Origin of the sequence: Pedobacter sp. KBW01 (genome assembly GCF_003852395.1) — a bacterium.
GTDB lineage: Bacteria > Bacteroidota > Bacteroidia > Sphingobacteriales > Sphingobacteriaceae > Pedobacter.
Genome location: NZ_QAJQ01000018.1, coordinates 21,101 through 47,277, shown reverse-complemented (window position 1 = coordinate 47,277; position 26,177 = coordinate 21,101). Strand labels below are relative to the sequence as shown.

The 26,177-nt window shown below is 39.2% G+C and carries 25 protein-coding genes and 1 tRNA gene; 17 read left to right on the top strand and 9 right to left on the bottom strand.

The genetic code is table 11. From position 1 onward, the window contains the following. Positions 1-340: 340 nt before the first annotated feature. The 6 genes from rlmN to DBR40_RS17925 form a co-directional block, all read right to left on the bottom strand. Positions 341-1,396, bottom strand: a complete 1,056-nt coding sequence (gene rlmN, locus DBR40_RS17950; RefSeq protein ID WP_124561120.1) for a 23S rRNA (adenine(2503)-C(2))-methyltransferase RlmN — start codon at positions 1,394-1,396, stop codon at positions 341-343. Positions 1,397-1,474: 78 nt separating this feature from the next. Beyond that, a complete protein-coding gene (locus DBR40_RS17945) occupies positions 1,475-1,882 on the bottom strand; it encodes a DUF3995 domain-containing protein (protein WP_124561119.1) in 408 nt (135 codons plus the stop codon). Continuing rightward, positions 1,882-2,844, bottom strand: a complete 963-nt coding sequence (rluF, locus tag DBR40_RS17940) for a 23S rRNA pseudouridine(2604) synthase RluF (protein WP_124561118.1) — start codon at positions 2,842-2,844, stop codon at positions 1,882-1,884. Before rluF ends, DBR40_RS17945 begins: the two co-directional genes overlap by 1 nt. A 27-nt stretch (positions 2,845-2,871) precedes the next feature. Beyond that, entirely contained in the window at positions 2,872-3,393 is a 522-nt protein-coding gene (locus DBR40_RS17935; protein ID WP_124561117.1) for an NADPH-dependent FMN reductase, read from the bottom strand. Positions 3,394-3,511: 118 nt separating this feature from the next. After that, complete coding sequence (locus tag DBR40_RS17930) at positions 3,512-4,072, bottom strand: DinB family protein (RefSeq protein ID WP_233603925.1); 561 nt, start codon at positions 4,070-4,072, stop codon at positions 3,512-3,514. Between the two features lie 71 nt (positions 4,073-4,143). Next, positions 4,144-4,833, bottom strand: coding sequence for a helix-turn-helix transcriptional regulator (locus DBR40_RS17925; protein WP_124561116.1), 690 nt, complete (start codon positions 4,831-4,833; stop codon positions 4,144-4,146). A 141-nt stretch (positions 4,834-4,974) separates the two neighbouring features. Here DBR40_RS17925 and DBR40_RS17920 point away from each other — a divergent pair, with 141 nt between their 5' ends. Then, positions 4,975-7,446 (top strand): hybrid sensor histidine kinase/response regulator, encoded by a 2,472-nt coding sequence (locus DBR40_RS17920; protein WP_124561115.1) that lies wholly within the window; start codon positions 4,975-4,977, stop codon positions 7,444-7,446. Positions 7,447-7,449: 3 nt separating this feature from the next. On the opposite strand, the gene DBR40_RS17915 is transcribed toward DBR40_RS17920, so the two are convergent. From DBR40_RS17915 to DBR40_RS17905, 3 genes are all read right to left on the bottom strand, one after another. Continuing rightward, complete coding sequence (locus DBR40_RS17915) at positions 7,450-8,781, bottom strand: sigma-54-dependent transcriptional regulator (protein WP_124561114.1); 1,332 nt, start codon at positions 8,779-8,781, stop codon at positions 7,450-7,452. 68 nt (positions 8,782-8,849) lie between these two features. Next, the gene (locus tag DBR40_RS17910; RefSeq protein WP_039481283.1) at positions 8,850-9,164 is read right to left on the bottom strand and encodes a hypothetical protein; all 315 of its coding nucleotides are present in this window, start codon (positions 9,162-9,164) and stop codon (positions 8,850-8,852) included. An 80-nt stretch (positions 9,165-9,244) separates the two neighbouring features. Beyond that, positions 9,245-9,559 carry a hypothetical protein gene (locus DBR40_RS17905; RefSeq protein ID WP_124561113.1) on the bottom strand — a complete coding sequence of 105 codons (315 nt, stop codon included), beginning with the start codon at positions 9,557-9,559 and terminating at the stop codon, positions 9,245-9,247. 286 nt (positions 9,560-9,845) lie between these two features. Between DBR40_RS17905 and DBR40_RS17900 the strand changes: the two genes are divergently transcribed. The 16 genes from DBR40_RS17900 to ruvA all read left to right on the top strand — a co-directional run bounded on the left by DBR40_RS17900 (position 9,846) and on the right by ruvA (position 26,176). Then, a tRNA-Thr gene (locus tag DBR40_RS17900) sits at positions 9,846-9,918 on the top strand. Between the two features lie 99 nt (positions 9,919-10,017). Beyond that, a complete protein-coding gene (locus DBR40_RS17895) occupies positions 10,018-11,178 on the top strand; it encodes an amidohydrolase family protein (RefSeq protein WP_124561112.1) in 1,161 nt (386 codons plus the stop codon). Between the two features lie 3 nt (positions 11,179-11,181). Next, positions 11,182-12,138, top strand: a complete 957-nt coding sequence (locus DBR40_RS17890; RefSeq protein WP_124561111.1) for an NAD(P)H-dependent flavin oxidoreductase — start codon at positions 11,182-11,184, stop codon at positions 12,136-12,138. Positions 12,139-12,201: 63 nt separating this feature from the next. After that, positions 12,202-12,474 (top strand): acylphosphatase, encoded by a 273-nt coding sequence (locus DBR40_RS17885; RefSeq protein ID WP_124561110.1) that lies wholly within the window; start codon positions 12,202-12,204, stop codon positions 12,472-12,474. A gap of 132 nt (positions 12,475-12,606) precedes the next feature. Continuing rightward, positions 12,607-14,085 (top strand): lipopolysaccharide biosynthesis protein, encoded by a 1,479-nt coding sequence (locus DBR40_RS17880; protein WP_124561109.1) that lies wholly within the window; start codon positions 12,607-12,609, stop codon positions 14,083-14,085. Between the two features lie 54 nt (positions 14,086-14,139). Continuing rightward, complete coding sequence (gene dut, locus DBR40_RS17875) at positions 14,140-14,571, top strand: dUTP diphosphatase (protein ID WP_124561108.1); 432 nt, start codon at positions 14,140-14,142, stop codon at positions 14,569-14,571. A gap of 38 nt (positions 14,572-14,609) precedes the next feature. Beyond that, complete coding sequence (locus DBR40_RS17870; RefSeq protein ID WP_124561107.1) at positions 14,610-16,307, top strand: tetratricopeptide repeat protein; 1,698 nt, start codon at positions 14,610-14,612, stop codon at positions 16,305-16,307. Continuing rightward, a complete protein-coding gene (locus tag DBR40_RS17865; protein ID WP_124561106.1) occupies positions 16,285-17,076 on the top strand; it encodes a DUF4292 domain-containing protein in 792 nt (263 codons plus the stop codon). The genes DBR40_RS17870 and DBR40_RS17865 overlap by 23 nt, the downstream gene beginning before the upstream one ends. Before the next feature lie 144 nt (positions 17,077-17,220). After that, a complete protein-coding gene (locus tag DBR40_RS17860; RefSeq protein WP_124561105.1) occupies positions 17,221-18,516 on the top strand; it encodes a murein hydrolase activator EnvC family protein in 1,296 nt (431 codons plus the stop codon). Positions 18,517-18,563: 47 nt separating this feature from the next. Next, entirely contained in the window at positions 18,564-18,923 is a 360-nt protein-coding gene (locus tag DBR40_RS17855; protein WP_124561104.1) for a twin-arginine translocase TatA/TatE family subunit, read from the top strand. Between the two features lie 12 nt (positions 18,924-18,935). Further along, a complete protein-coding gene (locus DBR40_RS17850) occupies positions 18,936-19,136 on the top strand; it encodes a twin-arginine translocase TatA/TatE family subunit (protein ID WP_029986031.1) in 201 nt (66 codons plus the stop codon). Between the two features lie 18 nt (positions 19,137-19,154). Further along, positions 19,155-20,573 (top strand): Asp-tRNA(Asn)/Glu-tRNA(Gln) amidotransferase subunit GatA, encoded by a 1,419-nt coding sequence (gatA, locus tag DBR40_RS17845; protein ID WP_124561103.1) that lies wholly within the window; start codon positions 19,155-19,157, stop codon positions 20,571-20,573. 211 nt (positions 20,574-20,784) lie between these two features. Beyond that, a complete protein-coding gene (locus DBR40_RS17840; RefSeq protein WP_124561102.1) occupies positions 20,785-22,188 on the top strand; it encodes a lytic transglycosylase domain-containing protein in 1,404 nt (467 codons plus the stop codon). Positions 22,189-22,308: 120 nt separating this feature from the next. Then, complete coding sequence (locus DBR40_RS17835; RefSeq protein ID WP_124561101.1) at positions 22,309-23,109, top strand: Fic family protein; 801 nt, start codon at positions 22,309-22,311, stop codon at positions 23,107-23,109. Positions 23,110-23,266: 157 nt separating this feature from the next. Continuing rightward, entirely contained in the window at positions 23,267-25,585 is a 2,319-nt protein-coding gene (locus DBR40_RS17830) for an NADP-dependent malic enzyme (protein ID WP_124561100.1), read from the top strand. 6 nt (positions 25,586-25,591) lie between these two features. Next, a complete protein-coding gene (gene ruvA / locus DBR40_RS17825; protein ID WP_124561099.1) occupies positions 25,592-26,176 on the top strand; it encodes a Holliday junction branch migration protein RuvA in 585 nt (194 codons plus the stop codon). Position 26,177 lies beyond the last annotated feature (1 nt).

The following is a 26,177-nucleotide window of genomic DNA, read 5'->3' as shown; positions in this document are numbered from 1 at the left end:
TTTCTTCGTTTATAGCATTTGGGTGGAAAGATTAAAGAGTTACGCAAGTTAAGGTTGTTTTTGGATGGTAAGATATGCTTTATAAAGCGTTTTAATTTCCTTACCCCCTTCAATAAATAAAGATTTAAGCCACAAACGCAGGAAGATAACCCAGATGGTAAAGGAAATCCCTTTTGGCTCCTACAAGAACATACCAAAGCTCGCATTACGCCTCCAAAAGAATTGTACGAATAGTAGGACTGAACCTTTGCCATTAGGAGAGCTTTTACTAATGGATTTATTAGCTTATGTTGTTATTAATCGCAGGAAACAATCGATAGATTCATTTGAAAGGCTTAGACTAAGCTTTAGCTTCTTCTTTAACAGCGAGTTGACCACAAGCTGCATCGATATCTTTTCCTCTGCTACGGCGAATATTGGTATTAATACCCTGGCTCTTCAAATAATTTGAAAAAGCATCTATTTTATCACCTTCTGCGTTAGTAAAATCAGCAAAAGAAATTGGGTTATACTCAATCAAATTTACCTTACAAGGAATATGCTTGCAGAACTTGGCCAAATCCATAGCATCAGAAATTTCATCATTGAAATGATTGAAAACAATGTATTCGTAAGTTACTGGGTTTTTGGTTTTTGCAAAATAGTATTTTAAAGCTTCGGCCAGCGCTTTTAACGAGTTTGCCTCGTTAATCGGCATAATTTCGTTACGCTTCTCATCATTGGCAGCATGTAATGATAAGGCTAGATTAAATTTAGCGCCATCATCGCCCAGTTTCTTGATCATTTTAGCAATACCAGCTGTAGAGACAGTAATGCGCTTATAACTCATGTTTAAGCCATCTGGTGCGGTTATGCGTTCAATGGACTTTAATACGTTAGCGTAGTTTAACAGCGGCTCTCCCATACCCATATACACAATATTGGTAAGAGGATTGTTATAGTTTTCTTTAGCCTGTTTATCTATTAATACAACCTGATCATAAATCTCATCCGCATTTAAATTACGCTTGCGATCCATATAGCCCGTTGCACAAAACTTGCAGGTTAAACTACAACCTACCTGAGAGCTTACACAAGCAGTCATGCGGTCTTCTAAAGGAATTAGAACCCCCTCAACGATATTTCCATCTGCTAGTTTAAAGGTATTTTTAATGGTATGGTCGTTACTGAACTGAGAGTTGTTAACCTGCACAGCATTAATGGTAAAAGTTTCGTCTAAAGCTTTTCTTAAGTCTTTAGAAAGATTGCTCATTTGTTCGAAACTCGTTGCCGATTTTTCCCAAAGCCATTGATAAATCTGTTTAGCCCTGAATGCAGGTTGTTGCATTGCAGTAAGATGTTGTTGCAATTGTGGCAGATCTAACGCACGGATATCGGTTTTTTTTGCTGTTACCATTTGCTGCAAAGGTACTTAAAAAAGCTGGAAGGCAGAAAAAATGAAGTTTTAACCTATTCCAAATGAATAAATTTTACATTAATACGCAGCCAGGAAGAATTCTGATAGCGCGAGATAAGCACATAAGGGAACATAATATTTCTGGTCGTAACGGGCAAATACAGTGTGCTTTATCTTTCGGAAAATACCCACATACCGAAAATCGCCAATGGTTCTGATCAAAAAAATAATTGCAATCCCATAGCGGAGGTAGTGTGGTACATCGATTTCGAAATGAAAGTTATGCGCAAAGGTAATGGCTGCAAAAGCAAGCAAACCCAGGGCTACAACCAGTGTGCCGATTTTTCCGGGATTAAAAATAAGCTGGTGTTGCGCTGTAGTGGGTAAGGCAGCATTAATACCCCATTTACCACCAGACAGCCAGTAAAAGTGAACACCTGCCAGAAAAAGAAAAATGGTTGTATTGAGGTAAATAATGCTATTCATTAGCGTCCGCGTTTGCGTGAATGTGATTTATCTGTTGATTTCGGTCTGGATGATTTAACATTACGGTTACCAGAATTGCTTTTAGCAGGGCCTTTTTTTTGCCCTCCCTGAGCTGGATATTTTTTGCCAGCTGTTTTTGGCTTGATCTGTTTCTTCGGTTGCTCCTCCCTAAGTTCCGGAATTTCTTCCCAGGCATTTGGTTTTTTCTTAGCGGTACTTTTTGATTTTGGTTTAGCTTCTGAAGAAGATTTTTCAATGCTTTTGGTAATGCTGTTCATCTCGTCTTCGGTAAGCTCCCTGAATTCGCCCGTTGGAATGCCCTTTAGGTTAATGTTCATAATCCGGGTGCGTTCTAATCTGGTAACTTCATATCCGAAATGCTCGCACATTCTACGGATTTGTCTGTTTAAGCCCTGAATCAAGATAATATTAAACACAAAGGTACTGATTTGCCGTACCTTGCATTTGCGGGTATTCACACCTAAAATGGGTACACCATTACTCATTTCGAAAATAAAATCTTCGGTAATGGGTTTGTTAACTGTAACGATATATTCTTTCTCATGCTTATTCCCTGCCCGTAAAATTTTGTTCACGATATCGCCATTGTTTGTCAGGAAAATTAAACCCGACGAATCTTTATCTAAGCGGCCAATGGGAAAAATCCTTTCGCTGTAGTTTACATAATCTACAATATTATCGCGTACTCCACTTTCGGTCGTACTGGTAATGCCTACCGGCTTATTAAAGGCCAGCAAAACAAAACTGCTTTCTTCTTTAGGTTCGATGTTATGCCCGTTAACCATCACTTTATCGCCGGCAAAAACCTGATCGCCAACTTTAGCCCTTTTTCCATTAATGAAAACCGTTCCTTTTTCAATGTAACGGTCTGCTTCACGGCGCGAACATAGTCCACTTTCGCTGATGAATTTATTTAAACGGGTGGCAGAGTTGTTGTTCATACTGCAATTTTACGGAAATAAATTGTGTTATCCATTCGATAGGTTGGCAACAAATTGATCGAGGGTACTTTTAAGTGCCGCTAAGGTTTCTGCATCCGAAATAGTAGCTTCTTGGTTAATTTTAGTTTTAGCATAAGGAATTAACAATGGATATACTTCTGCCTCAATAACCGTTAAAATATCAATTAAAGATTGGTACGCTTTTTCACCCTGCGAGGAAGCAACGATAGCTAAAACGGGTTTTCTAGAAAAGGAGGAGGAGCTTACAGTCCAGTCCATTACATTTTTCAAGCTACCTGGAAGCCCCATTGCATATTCGGGAGTGGAAATTAAAATTCCATCTGCCTGACTCATACTTTTTCTGAGTTGTTCGACCTGTTGAGGCGGGTGCATGGTATCTGAATCGGGGTTAAAATGTGGAAGATCTGCAATAGAATTGAGGGTGGTTACCTCGTATTCAGCGCCCAGCAGTTGGGCGATGGCCGCAATAAATAGGAGGTTGGTAGATGCTGTTTTGGTACTACCGCAAATTGCAAATATTTTCTTCATGGCTAAAATTAGCAAAGTGAAAATGCAATACAAAAGCAGGGAGGTAATACAACCGTCATTTCAGAGGAACAGTAATGCACCAAATCTGTTTCCCATGAAATGACGGGTATAATTTTACTTAAAAACTCTGGTCATCGGCACTCGGACCATAGCTACCTGGTAAAGGAATATTTAATAACCTTAAATAAACCCCCAGTTGCGCACGGTGGTGTGCGGTTTGGCTAAGGGCATGGCGGATAGTTTCGTATTTGGTATAATCAGCCAAAATTTGTTCGCCATTTCTCAAAGTCCATTTTTCTGATAGCACTCCTTCATTTGTTTTTTCGAGTTCTGTTTTGCCGCTGGCATAGCTTTCTTCCAAAAGTTTGGTTAAATCGGCAGCAGTTTCGATTTTCTTCTCCTCGTATGGTACTGCAGCAAAATCAAGCCCGTCGGTTGTAAGTGCCATCGCAATCCAACCTGGTAATTCGGCAATGTGGCCGGCCAATGATTTCATTTTCATACTTTTCTCGTGCGGAGCCCAATCAAATTTATCAACTGGTACCAGGGCCATAAATTTTTTTGTCGTATTAAATTCTGCCTCTAACTCTTTCAATAATGCTTTAATAATGTCCATATTTTTTTGTTTTGTTTTTTCTGCTGTGTGTAAGTCCATCAGTAATAAATCGGCAATGCTCATGATTTTGATGTTTGTTTAAACAAAGAAAACATGGCCGACTGACAACCCTATGGCAGTGTAAAAAAAATATTTTAATAATTTACAGGCAGCAGGTGCATGTAATCGTTTAAAGGCATGTGTGTTGATTTTCTGAAGGAAATACCCAGATTTTTGATGCAGATAATCCGGGTGAGGTTAAAATCGCGGTACTCATTGCGGTAGTGGCACCAGGCAATTAAATGCCAGCTAAAAGCATAAAAAATTAATCCAATTGGTTCTACTTCCCGTTTGCTTACTTCTTCTTTGTTGTTTTTATAATCGAGTTCAATAATATGTTTCTCGGCAATGGCCTGCTGAATGAGCGATAAATACTCAAAATTAAAATTAAGCCTTTCGGGTATCTGCAGTTTAATGTGCTGGTTCATGGTTTCCAGCTTTTCTTTCTGGTTGCTTTTGAGAACCGATTTTACTTTGGTAAGTGCGGTGGAATAATGCGCCCGGATAGAATGATCGGCAAAACCATTTACCAGGCTTTCTACCAGTAGGAGGGCATTGGCCTCTTCCATATTAAAAGAAACAGGAGGTAAAAAATAACCCTGCACCAAGTAGTAACCTTTGTGCTGCTCGAAACTTACCGGAATACCCTGTTCGCACAGGGCTTTAATATCGCGGTAAACCGTACGGATACTCATGTCAAACCGTTCTGCAATTTTTTCGGCGGTAATGTATTTTTTAGATTGGAGTAGAGTTAATATGCCGAAAAGGCGATCGATACGGTTCATGTTTGGTTTTTATTAGGCGATGTATAAAATTAAAGTTTTTTGTGCAGATTTCTTGTGGTACGTTATTTGTAAACAATAAAAAGATATCAATTTTACCTGTTAGGCCGTTTATAATGGTGGTGGGGGTATATAATCTGAAATATGGCGGCTGTAATTCAAAAGCGTTTTTTCCGGGCAGTAAAAAGTAAAGTAATTATAGGTTTCTTATTGGCCTGTTTTGCCTTGCTGATGGCATGGGGGATCAGTAAGTTTGCCTTTACGCGTATGCTGGATACAGTTGAGGAAATTTCGGCACCAAATGATCGTTTAAGGATTGTGAATGATCTTTCGCATAAAATTGCCAGGCTTGATCAGTTGCAGCGCGATGAAGCATTTAATAAGCAGGGCAATTACAGTTTTCTGAAAGAATCACGCAAATTACGTTCTAGTTTAGATACGCTCAGGAGCTTATATCGGGGCGATTCGGCACAGCTGGTGCGTATAAAATCTATCAAGAACCTGCTCTCTGATCGCGATAAACAATTTGTAAACTACCTGAAAGTGAGAGAAACTTTGGTAAATACCAAATCGTTCTCTGATGAAGTTCAGAAATTGAATGAACTGGTGGCCACACGTGCAAGGCAAACAGACAGCGCCATATTAACCACCGAAACAACTACATCTACCACTACCGTTGCTCCGGAGGAAGAGAAAAAATCGCGTAGTATTTTTGCCAAGATCTTTGGAAAGAAAAAATCAGAAGCCTACAAGATTATTAATGAAGAGTTTAAAGTTAAACGCGATACTTTAAATGCGAAGGCCGAAGATAGCATTATGAAAAGTATGACCGGTTCGTTAAAAAATATCGAACAGGAGCAACGCCAGAAAAGCCAGAAATTTTTAAAACGGGAAGCTGATTTATCCAATGCCAGTAATGTATTAACGGCACAAATGCTACAAATTTTGCGCGAGGTTGAAGGACAAGCTGTAGCGCAGGTTGATTTAAACGGTATTCAGGCCAAGGAAGTGGTAAACGACGGGATTACACAAATTACGATCATCATCCTCGCATTTTTTCTGCTTACCGTTATTCTGCTCTATTTAATTCTTGCCGATATTACCCGAAGCAATAAATACAGGAAGGCATTGGAGCAGGCCAAGGATGAGGCCGAGTACCATGGTAAAGCCAAACAGCGTTTTCTTTCCAACATGAGTCACGAGATCAGAACGCCGCTGCAATCGATACTGGGTTATGCCGAATTAATTACCCAGCAGGATGTACCCCAGAAAAAAGATATCGATGCCATTTATCAGTCATCTATCCATTTGTTGCAGATTGTAAATGAAGTATTGGATTACAACAGGATCATTTCTGGCGAGTTCCGTTTTAATCATCAGGTATTCGATATTAAAAATGTTTTAGACGAAGTGATTTCGGTAATGCGTCCGCTGGCCGAACAGAAATCGCTGCAGTTAATTGTAGATTTAGGCCTTGATCACCTCGAATCGGTTAAAGGTGATGCTTTCAGGTTAAAGCAAATTTTATTTAACCTTTTGGGCAATGCGGTTAAATTTACTTTAAAGGGCGAAATAAAACTGGCAGTTTCTTATAAAAAGCAAGGTAACGACCTGCATTTTCATTTTACCATACAGGATACCGGAATTGGTTTTGAAGAAAAAGACCAGGCCAAAATTTTCAATGAATTTGAGCAGATTGAATCGCCCGAAAAATACATCATCAATCAGGCCGGTACAGGTTTGGGCTTACCCATTGTAAAATCGTTAATTGAAACACAGGGTGGACGGATTTATGTTAAAAGCAAACCTGGCATCGGTACTACGTTTAATATTTACCTCAAATATGAACATACTACTGAGCGCGTTTATAATGAACGCGATTTAGAAAATTATACCATTGTAAATCCGGGCACAGTATGGGTAATTGACGATGACAGGCTGATTTTGGAGCTTTGTGGTACAATCTTTCAGAAGAATAAAATCCCTTTTAGAAGTTTTACCCAGGTGGCCGATATTTTGCACGCGAAGCCTGAAGATGATTTAAAATATGTACTGATTGATATGCGGATGCCTGAAATGACAGGCTTTGAGCTTTGCCATTTACTAAGGAAAAAACTGTCTGATTCGGTTAAATTTTATGCCATAACCGCGCAGGTTTTGCCCGAGGAGCGTGAAATGGTTTTAAGTGATGGTTTTGACGGCTTGATTATGAAACCATTCAGAGCGATAGATATCTTATCTATTTTTGATAAAGCTGCAATTTTAACCGAGCAACCCGAATTTGATTTTTCGGCTATAGAAAAAATGACTTTCGGCGATCAGCAGTTGCTGGAAAAAATAATGGATAGGTTTAAACAGGATTCTATCGATGACCTGGCTGCTATAAAAGCGCACCTTGAAGAAAACGATCAGGATAAAAGCAGATTAATTGTGCACCGGCTTGCGGGTAGAACAGGGCAATTAGGTGCAAAAACGCTGGCTAACTCATTTAGGTTGTTAGAAATTGAAATTGCCGGGAAAGGATTAACCAGGCAAATTAAAGCCGATGTTTCTGTACAGATTAAAAAACTAGCGGATTTGATTGCTGTAATGGAAGAAATGAATTATACAGATTAACGATTACTCAATACCGTAACGCTCCATTTTCGCATATAAGGTTTTGCGATCGATATTTAACATTTTTGCCGCTTTTGATTTGTTGTGCTTAACTTTAATCAGCGTTTCGGCAATGAGTGTTTTTTCGTTCTGTTCATTAACAGCCTTTAAATCAGAAGAACTTCCGGGCTGCGTTTGCTGATGAACAGCAATCATCATTTCATCTGGTAGGGCTTCTATCTGCGCCACCTCGCCCGGACTTAGCAAAACCATTCGTTTAATTACATTGCTTAACTCGCGCAGGTTACCCGGCCAATCGTAATGGAGTAGAAGTGATTTTGCCTCGGCCGATACGCTTTTAACGTTACGTTCAAGGTCACGGTTCGCCAGTTGTATAAAATGATTGATGAATAATTCAAGATCACCCCCCCGCTCGCGTAAAGGCGGAAGCTGGATTTTAAATTCGTTCAAACGGTGGTATAAATCTTCGCGAAACTCTCCCTGCTGTATGCTGTTGGCCAAATCATCGTTGGTAGCGGTAACGATGCGAACATTAACCGGAATTTGTTTGGTGCTGCCCAGCGGCTGGATTACTCTTTCCTGTAAAGCCCGCAGTAGTTTAATCTGCACTTCGTAACTCAGGTTTCCAACTTCATCTAAAAATAGGGTTCCGCCGTTTGCCGCTTCGAACTGTCCTTTTTTATCGTTTAAAGCACCGGTAAAAGCTCCTTTAATATGCCCGAATAATTCGCTGGCTGCCAAATCTTTCGATAATGCGCCACAATCTATTGCCACAAAGGGCTTGTCGGCACGTTTACTCTGCTGATGCAACGTTCGGGCTGCAAATTCTTTTCCGGTACCACTTTCACCCTGAATAATTACCGACATATCGGTAGGTGCTACCAGGTTAATGTGGCCGTATAGTTTATCGGCAATGGCACTTTTGCCTTTTATAAAATCGCTGTTTATCTGTTCAGGTTCCGTGCTTTTTAAATCCTTTTTAGCTAAAGAGTTCTTAATTACCATTAAAAGCTCATCTGGATTAACCGGTTTGGTAATATAATCGAATGCACCTAGCTGGATAGATCTTACAGCGGTACGCACATCATTAAAGCTGGTCATAATAATTACCGGAATGGATATCCCCTGATCACGAAGGTGGTTAAGCACATCAAAGCCAGTTCCATCTGGCAGGCGGTAATCGATTAAGAGCAGTTCAAATTCGTTATTTTCAATCAGTTTAAAAGACTGTTTTACGTGGGTTACAAGGGTAATCGCGTGATCGTTTTTTGTTAAAAAACCTTCAAGTAATTGAGCAAAAGTAGTATCGTCTTCTAAAATCAGGATTCTCGCCATGTAACAAAAATAAGAAAAGCCGGACATAATCCGGCTTTCTTATACTAGGTAGATGTAATATTTGGGTTTTATTGTACGGGTTTACCGTCTTTGTCAATTTTCACAGAACCTGTTTCTGCTTCTTTTTTAACATTGATTAAGTAATACTCCTTTGTTCCTTCTTTAACCGACCATGCTTCAGTAGCGGTCCATCCTTTATATGCATCAGATTTTAATGCAGTTTTAACTGGCTCAGGTAGTTCTTCTAATTTAACCGGAGTTTTTACTGCGCTATCTTGAACTGCAACAATTGCAGCATTTTTCATTGTATTTACTTCACTTGCCTGTACTGCTGAGAATCCTGCAAAAGCTAAGAACGCAGCTGATAAAATTAATTTTTTCATTTTTTTTAATTTGAGGTGATGCGTAGCACAAAGGCTACGCTTATATTAATTATGCCTGAACGGCGCTTATACAATTTAAATTATTGAACTGGTTTACCGTCTTTGTCAATTTTCACAGAACCTGTTTCTGCTTCTTTTTTAACATTGATTAAGTAATACTCTTTTGTTCCTTCTTTAACCGACCATGCCTCAGTAGCGGTCCATCCTTTATATGCATCAGATTTTAATGCTTTAGCTACCGGCTCAGGTAATTCTTCTAATTTAACCGGAGTTTTCACTGCGCTATCTTGAACTGCTACAATTGCAGTAGGTTTTAAATCTTTAACTTCACTTGCTTTTACGGTTGAGAATCCTGCTAATGCTAATACTGTTGCTGCTAATACGAACTTTTTCATAGTATGATTTTTAAAATTTAATTTATGTAACAATACTTGCTAAGGTTTCATAATGGTGCCAAAACTGGCACAGATTGTTAATCTTCTGATTATTAGTTCTTTATTGTTTTGTGTGGTTTTACTATGTGTGGAGTTCCTCCACACATTGGGGAGAATAACTACAGGTATGGTCAACTTTTGAGGTTAAATAATAGGCTGTGCTGGTTAAGACACCTTGCTTTTAAATATTTTTGATTTAATTTTTTTAAAAAGAGAATTTTTTTCTATCATTGCAGCCCGATTAAAAGCCTCCTTAGCTCAGCTGGTAGAGCAACTGACTTGTAATCAGTAGGTCATTGGTTCGATTCCGATAGGAGGCTCTTTTTCTTTCTTCCCTTACCACCTTATTATTATAAAATCATTTTATTTAGCCATCAATATATTTTGATGCCTTGGTTTAATCCACTTAATTTGCAGGTATGCTTAAATACTTTTCTGCCGATTGGATTTTTCCTGTAAGTAGTTCGCCAATTAAAAATGGTGTAATTGCGGTAAATGCCGCCGGTGAAATACAACAGGTATTAACTGCTGCAGCGGCAAAAAATCTGGATGTAGTTCATCATAAAGGCGCTATTGTTCCCGGCTTTATCAATACGCATTGCCATTTAGAGCTTTCGCACATGCTGGGGTTGATACCGGAAAAGACTGGTTTGGTAGAATTTGTTCAATCTATTATTAAAAGCAGGCAGAGCGATACCTTACAGATTGAATTGGCTATGCAAAAGGCTGATCAGCAAATGTTTGAAAACGGGATTGTTGCCGTTGGCGATATTGCTAACCAAATCGTTTCAAAAGCAATAAAGCAAAACAGTAAAATACACTACTATACTTTTGTAGAGGCAATGGGCTTTAATCCCGAACGTGCAGCGGCAATAATGGATTATACCAAAGGAATTAGAGAGGCATTTAGTCCGCTCTCAGCTGCTGTGGTTCCCCATGCACCATATTCTGTTTCTCCTGAATTGTTCAGGTTAATTAATACCGAAGCACAAAATGAAGGGAGTTTAATCAGTGTACATAATCAGGAAACTGTTGATGAAAATGCTTTTTTTGAAGATAAAACAGGCGGGTTTTTAGCTTTGTACCAATTTTTGGGATTGGACATTTCGTTTTTCGAACCCACTAAAAAAACATCGTTGCAAAGCTGGCTGCCTTATATAGCGAAACAAAAAACCTTGCTGGTACACAATACAGTTTCGAACCGGGCCGACGTGGAGTTTGCCAAACAAAACAATTCAAATTTATACTGGTGCCTTTGTCCGCTGGCCAACTTATATATAGAAAATGCGTTGCCCGATGTTGATCTACTTGTAGAGGAAGGTGTGAAAATTACTTTAGGGACCGATAGTCTGGCCAGTAACCACCAGCTTAATATATTAGCCGAAATGAAAACCCTTCAGGAACATAAACAGGTGGATTTTGAAAAACTTTTACAATGGGCAACCATTAATGGTGCCGAATTTCTTGGATTGGATGAGCGGTTTGGTACGATAGAAATTGGTAAAACACCAGGGTTAAACCTCGTACAGCTTTCAGAAGGTTTTATTATTGAAAGTGATCAAGTAACAAGATTAATTTAGTTTATGAACCCAATCTGCAAACTTTTCAATATTAAATATCCCATTATCCAGGCTGGCATGGTTTGGTGTAGCGGTTGGAAACTGGCTTCTGCAGTTTCTAATGCTGGTGGTTTAGGCATTATTGGAGCAGGCTCCATGTATCCTGAGGTTTTAAGAGAACACATTCAAAAATGTAAAAAAGCTACCGATAAGCCTTTTGGTGTTAATATTCCGTTGCTGTATCCCAACATCCAGGAAATTATTGATATTGTAATTGACGAAGGTGTGAAAATTGTTTTTTCATCGGCGGGCAATCCGGCCACATGGACTAAAATTTTGAAAGATAAAGGGATTACCGTTGTTCATGTTATTGCAAACACCAAATTTGCGCTAAAAGCAGAAGAAGTGGGTGTAGATGCCATTGTTGCTGAGGGTTTTGAAGCTGGTGGGCACAATGGGCGTGAAGAAACCACCACCCTGTGTTTAATTCCGATGATTAAAGCAGTGGTGCAGATTCCTGTAATTGCAGCAGGTGGTATAGGCAGTGGAAAAGCCATGCTGGCAGCCTTTGCTTTAGGTGCTGATGCTGTTCAGGTGGGATCGGCTTTTGCTGTGGCCGAAGAATCGTCGGCACACCCGGCATTTAAGCATAAAATTATTGCAGCAGCTGAGGGTGATACCAAACTTGCCTTGAAAAAACTGGTTCCGGTACGGTTATTAAAAAATGAATTTGCCAATACCATTGCTTTTGCCGAAGCTGAGGGAGCTAGCCGGACAGAGTTAATGGAACTTTTAGGCCGGGCGAGAGCAAAACTGGGTATGTTTGAAGGTGACATGGAAGAAGGTGAACTTGAAATTGGTCAGGTTTCGGCCATGCTGAAAGAAATCAGGCCTGCAAGCGTTATACTCGAAGAAATATGGCAGGAGTTTAAAACTGAAATAGCACGAATTAAACAATTGCAAAACGAATTGGACTTATAACATAAGGATACATTTGGTTTACTAACTTTACAACTTTAAAACATTTCAATTTTACAACAATAAATGAAACACCTCAATATAACAGTAACAGGTAAAGTGCAGGGCGTAGGCTTTAGGGAAACCACTAAAATTATTGCCAACCAGATGATGGTGAATGGTTTTGTACGGAACGAAAAGGATGGCTCGGTATATATTGAAGCAGAAGGTGAGGATATTTTTCTCGAAGAATTTGTAAACTGGTGCCATGAAGGACCCGATCGTTCACGCGTAGAAAATGTTGTAGTAAACGAAGCCGAAGTGAAAAACTATCGTAATTTTGAAATTTTAAGGAAGTAATAGGGGCATTGAGTATCAAGTATGGAGAATCAAGTATCAAGTAAGTGTGCTTCGATTCTTGCTTCATGTACTAATCTCTTGCTGCTAAACATCTTGTTTTTTGCTATCATCATTTTTTCTTGCTACTAAAATATGTCTGTATATAAAAAGTTTCTTGGGCAAACCATGATTTATGGGATCAGTACCATTTTTTCGCGATTGTTCAATTTTATTTTAACCCCTGTTTATACAGGCGTTTTTCCTCCAGGAGTTTATGGGGTTTTTACTAAAATGTTCAGCTATGTATCAATCATCAACCCGATCTTGGCATTTGGGATGGAAACTACTTTCTTTAGATACCTCAATAAGCATGAAGATAAGAAGCAGGAAGTTTACAATAACAGTTTTTTGGTAATTGCATTCATCTCTACACTATTTTTAATAACAGCTCTGGTTTTTTCAGATTTTTTAGCCAGGTATACCTTAGACGGAAATCTAACTGAACTGGCCAATCAGAAATCTTATGTACATTATTTTGCCTGGATCTTATTTGTTGATGCGATTAGTGTAATACCCTTTGCAAAGTTAAGGGCTGATGGAAAACCCTTCAAATATAGCCTGATCAAATTCCTTAATATAGGTACTTTTGTAGGTCTGAATCTGGTATTTATCTATGTTATCCCGTTTCTGATCAAACACGATATACTTGGCGAATGGCTTACTTCTTGGTACAAGGGGCGATGGGTAGGCTATGTATTTGTAGCCAACTTGATTGCCAGTGTGGTTACGCTGCTTATGCTTATTCCACAGTTTTTAGAAATTCAGTTTAAGTTTAACAAAAGTTTGTTCAATAATATGCTTGGCTACAGCTGGCCTGTTTTAGTCGCTAATTTATCGTTCATTATCAATGAAAATCTGGATAAGATTTTATTGGGAAAATACCTGCCAGAAAATATTGCCAATCACGATGTAGGGATTTATGGTGCTGTATGTAAATTGGCTATTTTCATCAGTATTTTCAATACCGCATTCAGACTTGGAGCTGAACCATTTTTCTTTAGCCACGCCAAAAATGCAAATGCAAAACAAACCTACGCCGACATATTGTATTATTTTGTACTTGCTTTGGCAATACTATTTGTTGGTTTAACAGCCAATATTGAGGTTATAAAACATTTTATTGACTCAAGGTATTGGGTAGGGCTAAATGCTGTTCCATTTTTGTTATTTGGTTATGTTTGCCTTGGTATATATATGAATTTATCTGTATGGTACCGCTTATCCGATCAAACCCGTTATGGCTTGTATATTTCTATGGTAGGTGCAGTTTTCACCATCGTCATGAACATCATTCTAATTCCAAAATTTAGCTACATTGGTTCTGCCTGGGTATCTATGTTTGCTTACCTGATTATTATGGTTATTTCTTACGTGTTGGGACAAAAGCATTACCCTATTCCTTATAATTTAAAGCGCATGGTTGCCTATCTTGTTGTTTCCATAATTTTAGTTTACCTTTCTTTTTGGGTATTTAAACAAAATATTTACTTTGGAAACGGGCTGCTGATTATATTTTTAGTAGGCATGTTTTATTTTGAAAAAAATAATTTGTTAAAGCTTCTGAAAAAGTAATCGGGTTCTTGTTATAGCTAAAATCCAGCATCTCCAATCTCGCATCTAGTAAAAATGGAAATAAAAATCATCAACAAATCCGGACACCCACTTCCTCAATACGAAACTGCACATGCGGCAGGCATGGATTTGAGGGCTGCAATAACAGAAGAAATTACACTTAAACCTTTGCAGCGCTTACTGGTGCCTACAGGCTTGTTTATCGAACTACCCGTAGGTTACGAAGCGCAGATCAGGCCAAGAAGTGGACTGGCCTATAAACATGGCATTAGTATTGTTAATGCTCCGGGTACAATTGATGCCGATTACCGTGGCGAGATCAAAGTTTTATTGGTAAATTTATCGGATACAGATTTTAAAATTGTTAATGGCGACAGGATTGCGCAAATGGTAGTGGCTAAGCACGAAACGGTGAGTTGGCAGGCGGTTGATGCACTAGGCGAAACCGATCGGGGCGAAGGCGGTTATGGTCATACCGGAAAGTAAGTTCGTAGTTTTCAGTTTGAAGTTAATTTTTGGATGATATGAAGTACAAAATTCATTTTCTTATCGGACTTACTTTGACGAGCTTCCAGGCTTTTAGTCAGGGAACGGTTACGCCAGCTACCAATCGCGATAGCAATATGGTAAAACAATTGTTCTTTGCAGGCTTGCGTGAGAAAATGTCTGAAAATTATGTAGTCGCTTCAACCAATTTCAACAAGATTGTAAGTTTAGATCCCGGTAACCATGCGGCCTATTTCGAGCTGGCCAATGCCAATTTACGCTTAGATAAACTTACTGAAGCAGAGCAAAATATAAAGCAGGCTTTAAAAATTAATCAGGATAACCTCTGGTACTGGCGTTTATTGGGCGAGGTGTACAAACGGAACAATAAAATGCCCGAACTGGTTGAGGTGTTTAATCAGTTAATCCGGCTTGATCCGCAAAACGATGCCTACTATTTTGATAAGGCCAATGCACAGTTTTTAGCCAATCAGCTCGATGCCGCGAAGAAAACCTATAATGAAATTGAAGCCAAATTTGGCGAGTCGAAAGAGTTGCTTGTAGCCAAAAGAAGAATGGATCAGAATGGGAGTACCTCAGAAAGCGACATTGTTAAATTACTAGAGGGCAACCAGGCCGATGTAAAAAACTATTTATACGCCGCGGGTTTGCTGTTGCAAAAAGGCAACGATCCCGAAGCATTAAAAGTACTGGGAAAAGCACATCAACTAGAACCTCATAATTTTGAGGTAAACTTAGGCTTGGCCGATATTTATCGCAAACAGAAAAATGATGAAGCAGCCTTTGCTTCCTTAAAAATGGCTTTCGAAAGTGCCGACATGCCAATAAATGAGAAAATAAAAATTATTGCTGCTCTTTTTCCAAAACTCGGTCAGCCTGTTGTTGCCAAAAATGTAACCGAGCTGAGTAAATTGGTTGCTGAAAAAAATCCTGCTGATGCCAAAGCGCTGGCACTTTATGGCGATGTACTTTATCAGCAAAACAATTTAAAAGAAGCTTTAACACAATATCAGGCCGCTTTAAAACTAAACGAACAGGTTTATGTGGTTTGGGAACAGGTTATTAATATTCATACCTTGCTTGGGCATTATGATGAGGCTGTAAAAGTTGGAGATGAAGCGCTGACCATTTATCCAAACCAGGCCAGTCTGTACTACTATATGGCCTATGCCCTATTTAAAACCGGTAAGCATGATGCGGCTTTAAGCAACCTCAAAACCTCGCTGCAACTGGATGTAGAGAATAAAAGTTTGCAGGCACAGGTTTATGCGCTGCAAGGCGATATTTATATTAACCAGAATAACTTTGCCCTGGCCAAAACAGCTTTCGAAAAGGCTATTTCAACTGAGCCCGATAATTACCTCATCATGAATAATTATGCCTACTATCTGGCTTTGAGGAATGACGATTTAAATAAAGCGGCTAAATATGCCGAAACTGCGGCCAATGCCATGCCTGATAATTCGTCGATTACCGATACCTATGCTTTTATCCTGTTTAAACAGCAAAAATACGATCTGGCCAAAACCTGGATTGAAAAGGCTCTGCAAAACAATAGTAGTAAAAATGGTGTTTATTTGGAGCGATATGGCGATATCCTGTACATGAAGGGTGAAAAAGATGCTGCATTAATTCAATGGCAAAAAGCAAAAGAGGCTGGAAACAGTTCAGATGTATTAAATAAAAAAATAAATGAGAAGAAATATTTTAAATAGCCTGTTCCTATTAGGTATAGTAGTTTTTGTTTCGGCATGTAAGCCTAAAAAAGAAATTGTAGTGGCTCCACAGGCCAAAACAGAAACCAAAACCGATAATTCTAAAGCCGAGGCCTTAACCTTATTAAACGGTAAACAACTTAAATTTAATACCCTTTCTCTCAAAGCGAAAGCTACGCTCGATATTGCCGGTGATGCCAATGATGTAACCATGAATTTCAAAATGAAAGACAAGGAAACGATTTGGGTAAGCATTACTGCTCTGGGTGGTATGGCCGAAGTGGCCAGGGCTTTAATTACACCTGATAGTATCAAAATTATGAACCGCATGAAAAGCGAATACCTGAAAAAGCCTTTCAGCTATATTTATAATTTTACCAATAAGCAGGTTAATTTTAATACTTTACAGTCTATTTTAACCGGGAATGCCATGGGAGAATTTTTGACCGATCAATCGGATGTTAAAAACGAAAATGGTGTTTGGGTGGTTTCGGGCAGCAAACAAACGCTCGATTATAAATTGCTTTTCAATACGCTTTTTAAAGTGGCGGAAACCAATTTAAATGATTCGCAAAACGGACAGGCCTTAAAAGTAACTTATACCGATTATCAGAAATTAAATGAATATTTATTTCCAAGTGCTTTGCAAATCAAAACTTTATCTAAAGCAAAGCGAATAAACATTGACATGCAGTTTGTTAAAATTGATGGCAATGTTCCGGTCGATTTTCCGTTTAGTGTACCAAAGAGATTTACTGTAGTAAAGTAATTACCAAACAAATTAACCAGGTGTGGCGTTCAAACTTATCTGGAGCATGAAGATTAAGTGAAGACGGTTCTGTTATAAGTGATTATGGCCTGTGTATCTCAATTTTAATATTTTTTACTACAAAATTTTTATACTTTTGGCTTAATGAAGCTACACAAATATCTATTTATCCTTTTTTTAAGCGCGTTCACCCTTTCGGCAGTAGCGCAAACTGAAAGCCAACTTAGAAGGAAAAAAGAAGCGATTCAGCGCGAAATTGAACAACTTCAGAAAAATTTAAATAAGGCTGCCAGTGGTAAAAAGCTTACCATACAGCAGATTAATACCATTAATGCCCAGATTCGGTTGCGCCAGGATAAGATTGGTACCATCAATTCTGAAATAAAAAATCTGGATAACCAAATCTCTCAGAACACCAATACCGTACATACATTACAAGGTCAGTTAGGCGATCTTAAAAAGGAGTATGCTGGAATGATCCGTTTTGCCCAGCGTAACAGAAATGCTTACGACAAAATGATGTTTATTTTTGCTGCCAAAGATTTTAACCAGGCTTATAAACGGATAAAATATTTACAGCAGTTTAGCCAGTACCGTAAAAAACAGGCAGGCTACATTGAAAATACGCAGCAAGACCTGAATGGTAAAATTAAGGTTTTGGATAAAACGCTTAGGGAAAAAAGTGACCTGTTAAAAGAGCAGGAAAGAGAGCGTGAGCGCTTAGGTAAAGATAAGAGCGAACAATCGGTAGTGCTAAATAAACTGAGCAAGCAGGAAAAGCAGTTTAAGCAAGACATTAATACCCGTGTAAAACAACAGGCGCAGATTGATAAAGCCATTCGTGTAGTGATTCAACGTGCTATTGAAGAGGCAAGAAGAAAAGCAGCAGAAGAAGCACGTATAGCAGCAGCGAAAGCAGCGGCAGAGGCGAAAGCGGCGGCGGCTAAAGCAAGGGCAGAAAACAAACCTGTACCAGCAGCTCCGGCGGCAGCAAAAGAGAAAAATACCAACGAACTGCTTACCAACGATGCCGGATCGGCAAAACTGGCTGCAGGATTTGAAAATAATAGAGGAAGATTGCCTTATCCGGTTTCGGGTACCATTACCGAGCACTTCGGGGTACATAAAGTAGATCAGGCGTCGATGAACAACGAAGGGGTAAATATTACGGCTTCAGAAGGTGCTGCAGTAAGAGCGGTGTTTGATGGCGAAGTGTTAGGAGTAAGCCTTATTTATGGTAAATATGTGGTGATATTAATGCACGGTAACTATTTTACCATTTATCAAAACCTGAGATCGGCGAGTGTTAGCAAAGGCGATAAAGTAAGCACACGCCAAACCATTGGTGTGTTGGCAAATACAGGAGATATTGCAGAACTCCATTTTGAAATTATGAGAGGCCAGACAAAATTAAACCCGGAGGCCTGGATTAGTAAATAAACTTAAGACAAGTTAAAATGTCTATATTTGTATAAATTATATTAGTGATGTATCAAGGCACGTTATTAGAGTTTTTAAATATGGGGGGGTCGGAGATCGTACTCATTTTAGTAGTGGTTCTTTTGTTGTTTGGAGGTAAAAAATTACCCGAACTGGCAAGAGGATTAGGGAAAGGGATCAGAGAATTCAAAGATGCCTCGGATGGTGTGAAGCGCGAAATCCATAGAAATATTAATGCCATGGATTTGGATAAAGAAGAAGCGGAAGAAGCAACAGTAAACCATAGTCAACGTCATCACCCAACTGAAGAAGCACCGGTTGATGAAAAGGTAGAAGCACAAGCAGCGCATACACCTGAAAGCACACCTGTTGACGAAAAAAAAGTAAGTGACAATCAAAAAGTTTAATCAGAAAAAATTATGTTAAATACAACAATAGCAGCAATGCTTGGAACACCAGAAATTATCATTATTGCGGTAGTGGTATTGTTATTATTTGGTGGTAAAAAAATTCCTGAACTAATGAGAGGTTTAGGTAAAGGTGTTAAAGAATTTAAAGATGGTAAAGATGGCGTTGATGGCGATCAGGTAGATCCATCTAACCGCGATAAGACTGTTTAATTGCAATAATTTTTTGTTTTGAAGAAATACAGTTCTCTTAAAGAGATTCAATCGCTCATTTCGCAAAAGCAGTTAACTTTACCCGATTTATTAGCTTATTATTTTAAGCAGATTAAAGATAATGAACACCTCAATGCATTTAATGAGGTGTTTTTTTATACGGCCGAAGTTCAGGCAAAAGCGGTACAGCAGAAAATAGAAGCAGGTACAGCAGGTAAGCTTGCAGGGATGGTTATTGGTATTAAAGATAATATCTGCTACAAAGACCATGAGGTAACTGCATCATCGAAAATGCTCGAAGGTTTTATCTCTCCCTATTCATCCACTGTTGTTGAGCGTTTATTGCAGGAAGATGCCGTTATTATTGGCCGCTTAAACTGCGACGAATTTGCCATGGGTGGCTCAAATGAAACTTCTTTCTATGGTGCAGTAAGAAACGCGGCAAATGCAGAGCTTGTTCCGGGCGGTTCGTCTGGCGGTTCGGCGGTAGCGGTTCAGGCCGATATGTGTTTATCTGCTTTAGGTACCGATACAGGTGGTTCGGTAAGGCAACCAGCTGCTTTTTGCGGTCAGATCGGCCTTAAACCAACCTATGGACGTATTTCCCGTTATGGTGTAATTGCCTATGCCTCTTCTTTTGATCAGGTTGGTCCAATTACTTCATCGATAGAAGATGCAGCAATATTGCTTCAGGTTTTGGCGGGTTCTGATGATCATGACTCTACTGCTTCGGCTTTAACCGTTCCGGATTACCCGGCACATTTAAACGAAACTAAAAAACAAAAAATAGCGGTTTTAAAAGAAACGATTGAGAGCGAAGCGCTTGATCCTGAAATTAAAACTGCCATTTTAAAATCTATAGCAGATTTACAGGCACAAGGCCATACCGTTGAGTATGTATCTTTTGATCTGTTAGACTACCTCGTTCCGGCTTATTATATTTTAACCACAGCCGAAGCTTCATCTAATCTTTCGCGCTACGATGGTGTGCATTATGGTCACCGTAATATGGAAGCGAAATCGTTAAACGAATTATACAAATTATCGCGTGCAGAGGGCTTTGGCGAAGAGGTAAAACGCCGTATCCTTTTAGGAACTTTTGTTTTAAGTGCCGGATATTACGATGCTTATTATCAAAAAGCCCAGCAAGTTCGCCGTTTAATCCGCGAAAAAATGGATCAGCTTTTCGAAGAATATGATTTTGTTTTATCGCCGGTAGCACCCACAGCAGCCTTTAAAATAGGCGATAATGTACAGGATGCGCTGGTAATGTACATGGCCGATATTTTTACGGTACTACCATCTTTAAGTGGTAACCCGGCTATTGCACTGCCTTTGGGCAATAACGAAGCAAATTTGCCGTTAAGTATACAATTTACAGCCAAACATTTTGAGGAAGATAAGCTTCTGGCTTTTTCTCAGGCATTTTTATCATAGTATTATCGTCATTGCGAGGTACGAGGCAATCTTAATGCAAAAAAGCATTATCGTTAAGTATGGCAATGGCATTTCATGAGTTGTTTTCTAAACAGTGTTTAGAAATTATCAAATTGCTGTTCTGGATTGGTAAAGCCGAAAAAGAGAAGGGATTTGTATAAGGTTTGTGGCGACACAAACCACGGCCAATGGAAGTTTAAACCAATAGCCCATGATTAAAAAATTACTTCTTGCTTCAATTTGTGTTTGCTTCGGATTGATTTCTTCCGTTTCGGCACAACAACTTCTCCATTTAGATAGCCTTCGTAAAGCGCAAAACAACATTTTCATCAATACTGATACCGTAGCCGTTCCGCTGGTTACCGAGAATCCGTTAATGATGAGCCAGAATTTCATCTATAAACTCAGGCTCGATTCGATTACCAAAACCGTTCCGCTTCCTTACAACGAGTACGTACAGCAGTACATCGATATTTATGCCAAGCGTAAAGATATGTTCGGCAAAATGATCGGCTTATCGAGTTATTACTTCCCTATTTTTGATAAGGCTTTAAAAGATTACAACATTCCGCAAGAGATAAAATACCTCACTATCGTAGAATCCCAAATGAACCCACACGCCATTTCGCGCGTTGGGGCAACGGGTATCTGGCAGTTTATGTTTGGTACCGGAAAAGCTTACGGTTTGAAGATGGATAACTTTGTTGATGAACGCAAAGATCCCATTCAGGCCAGTTATGCTGCTGCGGCTTATTTTAGAGATGCTTTTGAAGAGCTTGGCGACTGGCTTTTGGCCATTGCAGCCTACAACTGTGGCAAGGGGAATGTAACCCGTGCAATTGATAAAGCCGGATCTCGCGATTTTTGGGTAATCAGACAGTTTTTACCCAAAGAAACCAGGAATTATGTGCCCGCATTTATTGCCGCGGTTTACGTAATGAATTATTCGAACAAACATCAGATTACCAGTCAGGCCTGCAACATGTTCTTAAAAACCGATACCGTTCAAACTACTAGGTTTGTATCGCTTTCTACACTGGCGAAGGCCTTAAATGTAGAAGAATCGGCCATATTTGCCTTAAACCCGTCGTATAAGAAGAAGATTGTTAACGGTACTGACGATGAGCCCAAGCGCATTGTGATGCCTAAATTAAAAGATATTGATTTTGCTGGTGTTTACGAAGTGCTCAACAATGTAGATGTTGATGTAAACATGCGCGTAATAGAGGCGAGCACCGATGATGTACGTGATTTAAGAAAGAAAAAAGCCAAAAGCGCTACTGCATCTGCTGTAGTTTACCATAAAGTTACCAGCGGACAGAATTTAACCGCCGTTGCTGATAAGTATGGCGTTGAAGTGCAGGATTTGCGGGTTTGGAACGGCTTAAAAAGTAAAACTATTGTACCCGGACAAAGACTTAAAATTTATGCTAAAAACCGTGTAGTGCTGAAGGCACCAGCATCGTTTTTAAGCTATAAAGTAAAAACCGGAGATACCTTATCAGAAATAGCCGAGAAATTTGATGGCGCTACTGTTCAGAGTATTAGACGGGATAATAAGCTGAGCAAAGCAGGCTTACAGGCTGGTATGATCCTGAAAATCAGTAAGGGTTAAGCGAACTTCAAAAGGGATTTCACTATTTTTATTCGGATTCAGTCAGTTGAATTCCTAACTAAATTGGTACTGTCCATTAATCGAATGACATTTGTTAAATCTCTTTTGTAATTTTACAGAATGGATCAACTTCTCCGAACTTACGACAAGACGGTAACCGAATATAAAAAAATTATTTCAGATAGTTTTGATGTTGATGACTTTCGGGAGTACAACGAGATCCTTTTCTCTGCACACAGCTGTGCAGTTGAGGGCAATTCTTTTACGGTAGATGAGACAAGGGAATTAAGAGAGAAGGGGATGAGCCTTAAACTTCAAAACCATTCGCTTTTTGAAGCTTTCGAAATCTTAGACCACTTTAATGCATACGAATTTGTTTTTGACAACCTAGACAAGCCTTTATCAGAACCCTTTGTCAAACAAACACAGGAATTGCTTACCAGAAATACGATTAAATTTGCAAAAGGGTATGAGCCAGGGGAATACACGAAGACTCAAATGGCAGCTGGAGATACAGTTTTTGGGGATTTCGAGACTAGTATTAAAAGAATGCCTCAATTGATGCAGTCAACGGAAGACGCAATCATCAAATCAAGTTTGCACCCATTGGAAATCAGTGCGCGTTTCCACAAGTTTTTTATCTATCTCCACCCGTTCCCAGACGGCAATGGTCGAGTGGGTAGGTTAATATCCAATTATATTTTAGCCAGATTGTCACAGCCCCATGTGATTGTAACAGTGGCAGATAAACCAGCTTATATTAATGCACTCAAACTTTCAGAAAAGCATAGAGATACTAGTATCTTGACAAACTATTTTGCAGAATTGAGCATAGCACGTATGCAATCAGAGATTGATCAAAAAATAAACCTCACTAATAATTTTGAGATGAATTTCCAACCACGTAAAAGAGGGAGGTAGATTTTGCTATCACATTTGCAAGGTTGAAATAATGAGTTCTTCTTGTTATGTTAACTCAATTTTTTACTAAACCCAGATTAAACTTTTTTGGAGGGCTTTTTATTTTATGCCTCATAAAAAGAATTGTACCTTTGCGCCGTCACTAATAAGTTACGTAATGAGTAAAACCACTAGAAAGCAAGATGCGCTTGATTATCACGCACAAGGCCGTCCAGGAAAGATACAGGTAATTCCAACAAAACCTACAAATTCGCAGAGAGATTTAACCCTCGCGTACTCGCCGGGAGTAGCCGAGCCTTGCTTGCAAATAGCAGAAAATAAAGAAGATGTTTATAAGTACACCGCAAAAGGAAACCTTGTTGCGGTAATCAGTAATGGTACAGCCGTATTAGGTTTGGGCGATATTGGCCCTGAAGCCGGAAAGCCGGTAATGGAAGGTAAAGGTTTACTTTTCAAAATCTTTGCCGATATCGACGTATTCGATTTAGAGCTGGATACCAAAAACGTAGATGATTTTGTAAAAATCGTTAAAGCTTTAGAGCCAACCTTTGGAGGTGTAAACCTTGAGGATATTAAAGCTCCAGAATGTTTCGAAATCGAACGCCGTTTAAAGGAAGAGATGAACATTCCGGTAATGCACGATGACCAACACGGTACCGCAATTATTTCTGCTGCAGCCTTATTAAATGCCTGCGAAATCATCAAGAAAAAAATGGATAAGATTAAAATTGTAGTTAATGGTGCTGGTGCCGCTGCAATTTCTTGTACCAAATTATATGTTTCTTTAGGTGCTAAAAAAGAGAATATCGTAATGTGCGACCGTTCTGGTGTAATCCGCAAAGACCGCGAGTCGCTTGATGCGATTAAAGCAGAATTTGCTACCGACAGAAAGATCAACACTTTAGAAGAAGCCATGAAAGATTCGGATGTTTTCATCGGTCTTTCTTCTGCTGATTGTGTTAGCGTAGATATGTTGAACTCGATGGCGAAAAACCCGATTGTTTTTGCCATGTCGAACCCTAATCCTGAGATCGCTTACGAGCTGGCGATCAAAACCCGTAAAGATATCATTATGGCAACCGGTCGTTCTGATTATCCTAACCAGGTTAACAACGTTTTAGGTTTCCCTTATATTTTCCGTGGTGCGCTTGATGTACGTGCAACCAGCATTAACGAGCCCATGAAAATTGCTGCGGTTAAAGCGATTGCCGAGCTGGCTAAAAAATCGGTTCCGGAATCGGTAAACCTGGCCTATAATGCCCGCAACCTTAAATTTGGTAAAGACTATATCATTCCTAAACCAGTAGATTTCAGGTTAATTACCGAAGTTTCTACTGCTGTAGCCAAAGCTGCTATTGAAAGTGGTGTTGCCCGTAAAATCATTACCGATTGGGATGCTTATACCGAAGAACTGAGAAAACGTTTAGGTTTGGATGATGCCATTATGCGTGCCATTACCACTAAAGCCAAAACGGATCCGAAGCGTGTGGTTTTTGCTGAAGCAGACAACTATAAAATCTTAAAAGCAGCGCAGATCGTTAACGACGAAAATATTGCGATTCCGATCCTTTTAGGAAATAAAGATAAAATACAAGCCATTATTGATGAGCATGGTTTAGAACTTGAAGGTGTAGAAATCATCGATCAGATGCAGAACCCTGATAAAACTAAACAATATGCCGAGGCGCTTTATAAAAAACGTCAGCGTAAGGGTATTTCATTAACCGATGCGACTAAATTATTGAGAGACCGTAACTATTACGGTGCATCGATGGTTGAGTTTGGCGAAGCTGATGCCATGATTTCTGGTTTAACCAAAAATTACGGATCGACTATTAAGCCTGCATTACACGTAATTGGTGTTGATCCAAGCGTAAAACGTGTGGCTGGTATGTATATGATGATGACCAAAAAAGGTCCGGTTTTCTTTGGCGATACAACTGTAAATGTTGACCCGACTGCAGAAGAACTGGTAGATATTACCTTATTACTGGATAAATCGGTTAAGCAGTTTAACATTAAGCCACGTATTGCTTTATTATCTTATTCAAACTTTGGCTCAAACGATGGTGTAACGCCAAACAAAGTAAGAGAAACCGTAAATCTTTTGCATAAAAATCATCCCGATGTAGTGGTTGATGGAGAGATGCAAGGAAACTTCGCCATTAACAACGAATTATTGAAAGATAACTTCCCTTTCAGTACCTTGGCCGATGCTCCTGCAAATACTTTGGTGTTCCCGAATTTAGAGTCAGGTAACATTGCATACAAATTGTTACAAGAGCTGGGTGGAGCAGAGGCAGTTGGGCCAATTTTATTGGGATTAAACAAGCCTGTTCATATTGTTCAGTTAGGAAGTTCAGTGCGTGAGATCGTAAATATGGTTACTATTGCAGTAGTAGATGTTCAAGCCAAAGAAGAAATTGCTGGAACTTCGAAACGAAAAGGTATATTTACCAAATCAACCAAGAAGTAGAATTACATGTACGCCTATATCGACGGTAAATTGACGTTTAAAAACCCAGCTTATGTTGTGGTAGAAGCCGGAGGTATAGGCTATCATATAAATATTTCATTAAATACTTACAGTGCTTTGGGCGATGCAGAAAGGTGTAAAATTTATACCTGGCTGCATGTAAAAGAAGATGCACACACATTATACGGCTTCGCCGATGAAGGCGAACGCCGTTTATTTTTACACCTGATTTCGGTATCAGGAATCGGGCCCAATACCGGACGGATGATTTTATCGTCCATTACCCCTGTGGAAATTCAAACGGCAATAATTAAGGCCGATTTGCCACTTATTCAACGCATTAAGGGCCTGGGTGCAAAAACAGCACAACGCCTGGTTCTTGAATTACAGGATAAACTGAAAAAAGAAGGCGCAGATTCATTAATTTCTATGCCTTTACACAATACTGTTAAAGATGAAGCGTTATCAGCATTGGTAATGCTCGGATTTGCCAAACAAACTGCCGAAAAAACTATAGATCAGATATTAAAAGTGAATGAGGGAACACTTTCGGTTGAACAACTAATTAAATATGCCTTGAAAACCTTATAGA

Bases quoted from the DNA above. Each gene is read 5' to 3' on its own strand.
- dut (WP_124561108.1), top strand. From the start codon at position 14,140: ATGGAAATAAAAATCATCAACAAATCCGGACACCCACTTCCTCAATAC.
- DBR40_RS17935 (WP_124561117.1), bottom strand. From the start codon at position 3,393: ATGAAGAAAATATTTGCAATTTGCGGTAGTACCAAAACAGCATCTACC.
- DBR40_RS17885 (WP_124561110.1), top strand. From the start codon at position 12,202: ATGAAACACCTCAATATAACAGTAACAGGTAAAGTGCAGGGCGTAGGC.
- rlmN (WP_124561120.1), bottom strand. From the start codon at position 1,396: ATGGTAACAGCAAAAAAAACCGATATCCGTGCGTTAGATCTGCCACAA.
- DBR40_RS17880 (WP_124561109.1), top strand. From the start codon at position 12,607: ATGTCTGTATATAAAAAGTTTCTTGGGCAAACCATGATTTATGGGATC.
- DBR40_RS17830 (WP_124561100.1), top strand. From the start codon at position 23,267: ATGAGTAAAACCACTAGAAAGCAAGATGCGCTTGATTATCACGCACAA.
- DBR40_RS17930 (WP_233603925.1), bottom strand. From the start codon at position 4,072: ATGAGCATTGCCGATTTATTACTGATGGACTTACACACAGCAGAAAAA.
- DBR40_RS17895 (WP_124561112.1), top strand. From the start codon at position 10,018: ATGCTTAAATACTTTTCTGCCGATTGGATTTTTCCTGTAAGTAGTTCG.
- DBR40_RS17870 (WP_124561107.1), top strand. From the start codon at position 14,610: ATGAAGTACAAAATTCATTTTCTTATCGGACTTACTTTGACGAGCTTC.
- DBR40_RS17905 (WP_124561113.1), bottom strand. From the start codon at position 9,559: ATGAAAAAGTTCGTATTAGCAGCAACAGTATTAGCATTAGCAGGATTC.
- DBR40_RS17840 (WP_124561102.1), top strand. From the start codon at position 20,785: ATGATTAAAAAATTACTTCTTGCTTCAATTTGTGTTTGCTTCGGATTG.
- DBR40_RS17860 (WP_124561105.1), top strand. From the start codon at position 17,221: ATGAAGCTACACAAATATCTATTTATCCTTTTTTTAAGCGCGTTCACC.
- DBR40_RS17835 (WP_124561101.1), top strand. From the start codon at position 22,309: ATGGATCAACTTCTCCGAACTTACGACAAGACGGTAACCGAATATAAA.
- DBR40_RS17925 (WP_124561116.1), bottom strand. From the start codon at position 4,833: ATGAACCGTATCGATCGCCTTTTCGGCATATTAACTCTACTCCAATCT.
- DBR40_RS17915 (WP_124561114.1), bottom strand. From the start codon at position 8,781: ATGGCGAGAATCCTGATTTTAGAAGACGATACTACTTTTGCTCAATTA.
- DBR40_RS17850 (WP_029986031.1), top strand. From the start codon at position 18,936: ATGTTAAATACAACAATAGCAGCAATGCTTGGAACACCAGAAATTATC.
- rluF (WP_124561118.1), bottom strand. From the start codon at position 2,844: ATGAACAACAACTCTGCCACCCGTTTAAATAAATTCATCAGCGAAAGT.
- DBR40_RS17855 (WP_124561104.1), top strand. From the start codon at position 18,564: ATGTATCAAGGCACGTTATTAGAGTTTTTAAATATGGGGGGGTCGGAG.
- DBR40_RS17865 (WP_124561106.1), top strand. From the start codon at position 16,285: ATGAGAAGAAATATTTTAAATAGCCTGTTCCTATTAGGTATAGTAGTT.
- DBR40_RS17945 (WP_124561119.1), bottom strand. From the start codon at position 1,882: ATGAATAGCATTATTTACCTCAATACAACCATTTTTCTTTTTCTGGCA.
- DBR40_RS17920 (WP_124561115.1), top strand. From the start codon at position 4,975: ATGGCGGCTGTAATTCAAAAGCGTTTTTTCCGGGCAGTAAAAAGTAAA.
- ruvA (WP_124561099.1), top strand. From the start codon at position 25,592: ATGTACGCCTATATCGACGGTAAATTGACGTTTAAAAACCCAGCTTAT.
- DBR40_RS17910 (WP_039481283.1), bottom strand. From the start codon at position 9,164: ATGAAAAAATTAATTTTATCAGCTGCGTTCTTAGCTTTTGCAGGATTC.
- DBR40_RS17890 (WP_124561111.1), top strand. From the start codon at position 11,182: ATGAACCCAATCTGCAAACTTTTCAATATTAAATATCCCATTATCCAG.